The organism is Tissierellales bacterium, from assembly GCA_035301805.1.
Taxonomy (GTDB): Bacteria; Bacillota; Clostridia; order Tissierellales; family DATGTQ01; genus DATGTQ01.
This window is the reverse complement of the sequence record DATGTQ010000272.1, coordinates 1-3,918: the sequence shown is the minus strand read 5'-3', so window position 1 is coordinate 3,918 and position 3,918 is coordinate 1. Positions and strand designations below refer to the sequence as shown.

The window sequence follows — 3,918 nt, the reverse complement described above, 5'->3', positions numbered from 1 at the left end:
TTCGAACTGAAGAAATTGAAGAGCTTCATTATTATTTACAGAAGGATATAGAAAAATTATCACGGGGTATACCAGCAACTGACAAAAAATCAGCAGAATATTTAAAAAAACTGCAAACTAATACTAAAAGGTTGATAAATTATATAAATGAGATTCAAGGGCTAATTAAGGCAGATTTTCCAAACACAAACAATAAAGAGTTCTCTAAAAAATTGAAGAAATTGCAAAAGTCTCATTTAGATAGTTTGACAAGTAGCTGGGGAAGATTAAGGTATTTTGATACAAATCTTAAGAAGATATTAGAGGAATCAAAAGGTTTGGCTTTAGATTCAGCTAAATTTAAAGGAGATCCAATAAATTTAGCAACAGGTAATTTTAGTTATGAAAAAGCTGATATAGAAATAAAAGGAACCTATCCATTAGAATTTAGGAGAACATATAATGCCATAGATGACTATAAAGGAGTATTAGGAAATCAATGGGTTCATAACTTTGAAGTTTCTTTAATTGAAGAAGATGATGTAATTAAAGTTATGAAAGAAGATGGAAAAGTAGATACTTATACAAAAGAAGAAGGCAAAATATATAAATGTATAATAGTTCCGGGACAAAGACTAATTAAAACTGAAGATGAGAAATATAGGCTATATTTAGAAAATCAAACTGTATATAACTTTAATGAAGCCGGAAGATTAGAAAACATTGTAGATGAACAAGGAAATAAAACTACATTAAAATATAATGAAGAGAATCAATTAAAAGAAATAAGGACCCTTTCTGGGTATTTTAGACTTTATTATAATTCTAAAAGTTTACTAGGACGAATAAATGACTCCTCCGGTAGGAGAATATCATTTTATTATGAAGAAGATAATTTAAAAAGAGTAGTACTTCCTAATAAAACAGAATTTAAATACAAATATGATGATATCAATAGATTAACAGTAGTTACAAGTCCTAGAAATATTGATTTAATTAGAAATGAATACGATGATCTATCAAGAGCTACAAAACAGATATTCCCTGATGGAGGAATATTAAGTCTAAAACATCTAGATGATAAAAATCAAATAGAACTAACAGAACAAAATGGAAATAAAATAATATATGAAAGAGACAATAAATTTAGAAATACTAAAGTAATATATGAAGATGGAGAAGAAATATCTAATTTCAATGATTCAAATAAAAGAACTTCTTTTATAGATAAAAAAGGTAATAAAACAGAATATGAATACGATAGTAATGGTAATTTAACTAAAGTAATTAATCCATTAGAAGAAGTAATGGATTTTAAATATGATAAGTATAATAGACCGGTAAAATTAATTTCTCCAAATAAAGATGAAATAAAAATAGAATATGACGGAAAGGGCAACTTATTAAACATAGTAAATCCATTAGATAATGAAACTAAATGGGAATATGATGAGAAAAATAGAATCAACAAATATATACAAGCAGATGGTTCTGTAATAGAATTAAAATATGATGATAGAGATAATATCAGAGAAATGACCCTTCCCAATGGAGGAACTATAAAATATGAATATGATGATTTAAATCAAGTAATAAAGACTGTAGATCCTAATGGTTCAGAAATGAAATATGAATACAATGTAATGGGAAATATAGTCAAAGTAATAAATCCAGATGGAAATACTAGAGAGTATAAATATAATGAAATTGAAAAAGTAGTAGAAATAATAGATTTCGATGGAACAGTACTAAAGACTGATTATAATGAATTAGGAAAAACATCTAAAGTAATAGACCAAGAAGAAAACATAGTAGAATATGAATATGATTTAATGTGGAATATATCCAAAGTAAAAGAACCAACTGGAGCAGAAACTATTTACACCTATAATAAATTAAATCATTTAGTAAGTGTAAAAAATGCTCTAGGTCATGAAACTAGATTTGAATATGACCCCAATGGAAATAGGACTAAAGTGATTTCACCTAAAAAAGAAATAACAGAAATAGAATATGATGAATTAGATAGAGTAAAAAAGATAATAGAAGCTGATGAAGAAACTATAGAATACAAATATGATAGTGAAGACAATATAATAGAAATTATAGACCAAGAGGGAAATAATACTAAATTTAACTATGATAAAATAGGTCAACTAATAGAAAAAATAGATGCTTTAGGAAATAGTACTAAATTTAGTTATACTCCCCTAGGAGATATAAAAACTATAACTAATGCTTTAGGAGATATAATAGAATATGAATACTATAAAGGTGGATTAATAAAAAGTGTAAAATTACCAGAAGGAGAAAAAGAAGAGTATAAATATGATTTAAATGGTAATTTAATAGAAAAAAGAATGGGAGAGGACTTAATTGTAAAATATGGCTATGATGAATTAAATCAAATAATATCCATAACAAACTCAAAAGAAGGGGTTAGGGAATTTACATATAACCCAGTAGGTTTAGTAACAGAGCTAAAAGATGAATTAGGTAATATTACAAAATATGAATATTCACCAACAGGTAATTTAACAAAAGTAATAGATGCCCTAGGTAATGAGACAAAATATGATTACGATGAAATAGGGAATCTAACAAGAATAGAGCAGAATGGGAAAATAGATAAAGATTTAGAAGAAGCAGAAAATATCAATAGAAAAAATAATATATCAGTAGTAACGAAATATGAATATGACTTACTTGGAAATATAGAAAAAATAATAGATGGAGAAGGCAATATAAAGACCTTAAGATATAACGAAAATAACCAATTAGAAGATATAATAGATGAAGAAGGATATTTAACAAAAAGAGAATATAATCCATTAGGCCAAGTAGAAAAGATAAAATATGAAGATGGACGAGAAGTAAAACTTAAATATAATTCCTTAAGACAATTAACTGAAATAGAAGATTGGTTAGGAAAGACAGAAATAGTTCTTGATAAATTAGGAAGAACTAAAAGTATAACTACTCCAGATAATAAAAAGGTAGGATATGAATGGAATGAAATAGGAGAAAGAACTAAAATAATATATCCTGAAGGGAAAAAAGTAGACTATATCTATGACGCTTCACAAAAGCTTAAAACCATAAGAACAGAAACTAGTGAATATAATTATGAATATGACAATATAGGGAGGGTTACAAAAAGACTATTCCCAAATAATATAGTAGGAGAATACAGCTATAACAACATAGGAAGTATAGAAAGACTAATATATTATAGGGATAATGAAATTATAGAAGACCATGAATACGACTATGACCAATTAGGTAACTTAACAGAAATAAAAAGAGAAAGAAAAGGCTCCCAAGGAATAGAAGAAATAAGCTATAAATACGACCCATTAAATAGACTATCAGAAGTCCTAGAAGGAGATAATTTAGTAAGAAAATATAGCTATGATGGTCTAGGAAATAGAATAGAAAAGTATGACAATGGTGAAACAACAAGATATCATTATAATAACCTAAGCCAATTAATAAAAGAAGAACTTCCAGAAGAAATAAGAACCTATGAATATGACAAAAGAGGGAATAGAATAAAAGAATTTAAAAATGACGATTTAATAAAAACCTTTAAATTTAATGCACAAAATATGATGGAAGAAGTAATAAATAAAAATAAAGGAACAGCCATATATAGATATAACGGACTTGATAAAAGAGTAGGACAAACTTTAAAAAGAAATAACAAACCAGAAGAAAAAATAAGCTATACCCTAGACCTTATAAAACCATTTAAAAATATATTAGAACGAGATATAAATGGAGAAAAAGAAGAATACCTCTGGGATAGAAATGTTATAGGAACTATGGAAGATGATATCTATTTAATAGATAGAAAAGGAAGTATCATAAGAAGTATAGAAAAAGATATGGAAGAAATATTTAGCTATGATGAATTCGGTATAGAAGAAGACTTAAGAA

Annotated in this window: 1 protein-coding gene; it reads left to right on the top strand. The window is 26.6% G+C overall.

Annotated features, from left to right (window positions below):
- On the top strand, window positions 1–3,918 hold a 3,918-nt coding region (locus tag VK071_13425), incomplete at both ends, for a DUF6531 domain-containing protein (protein HLR36314.1).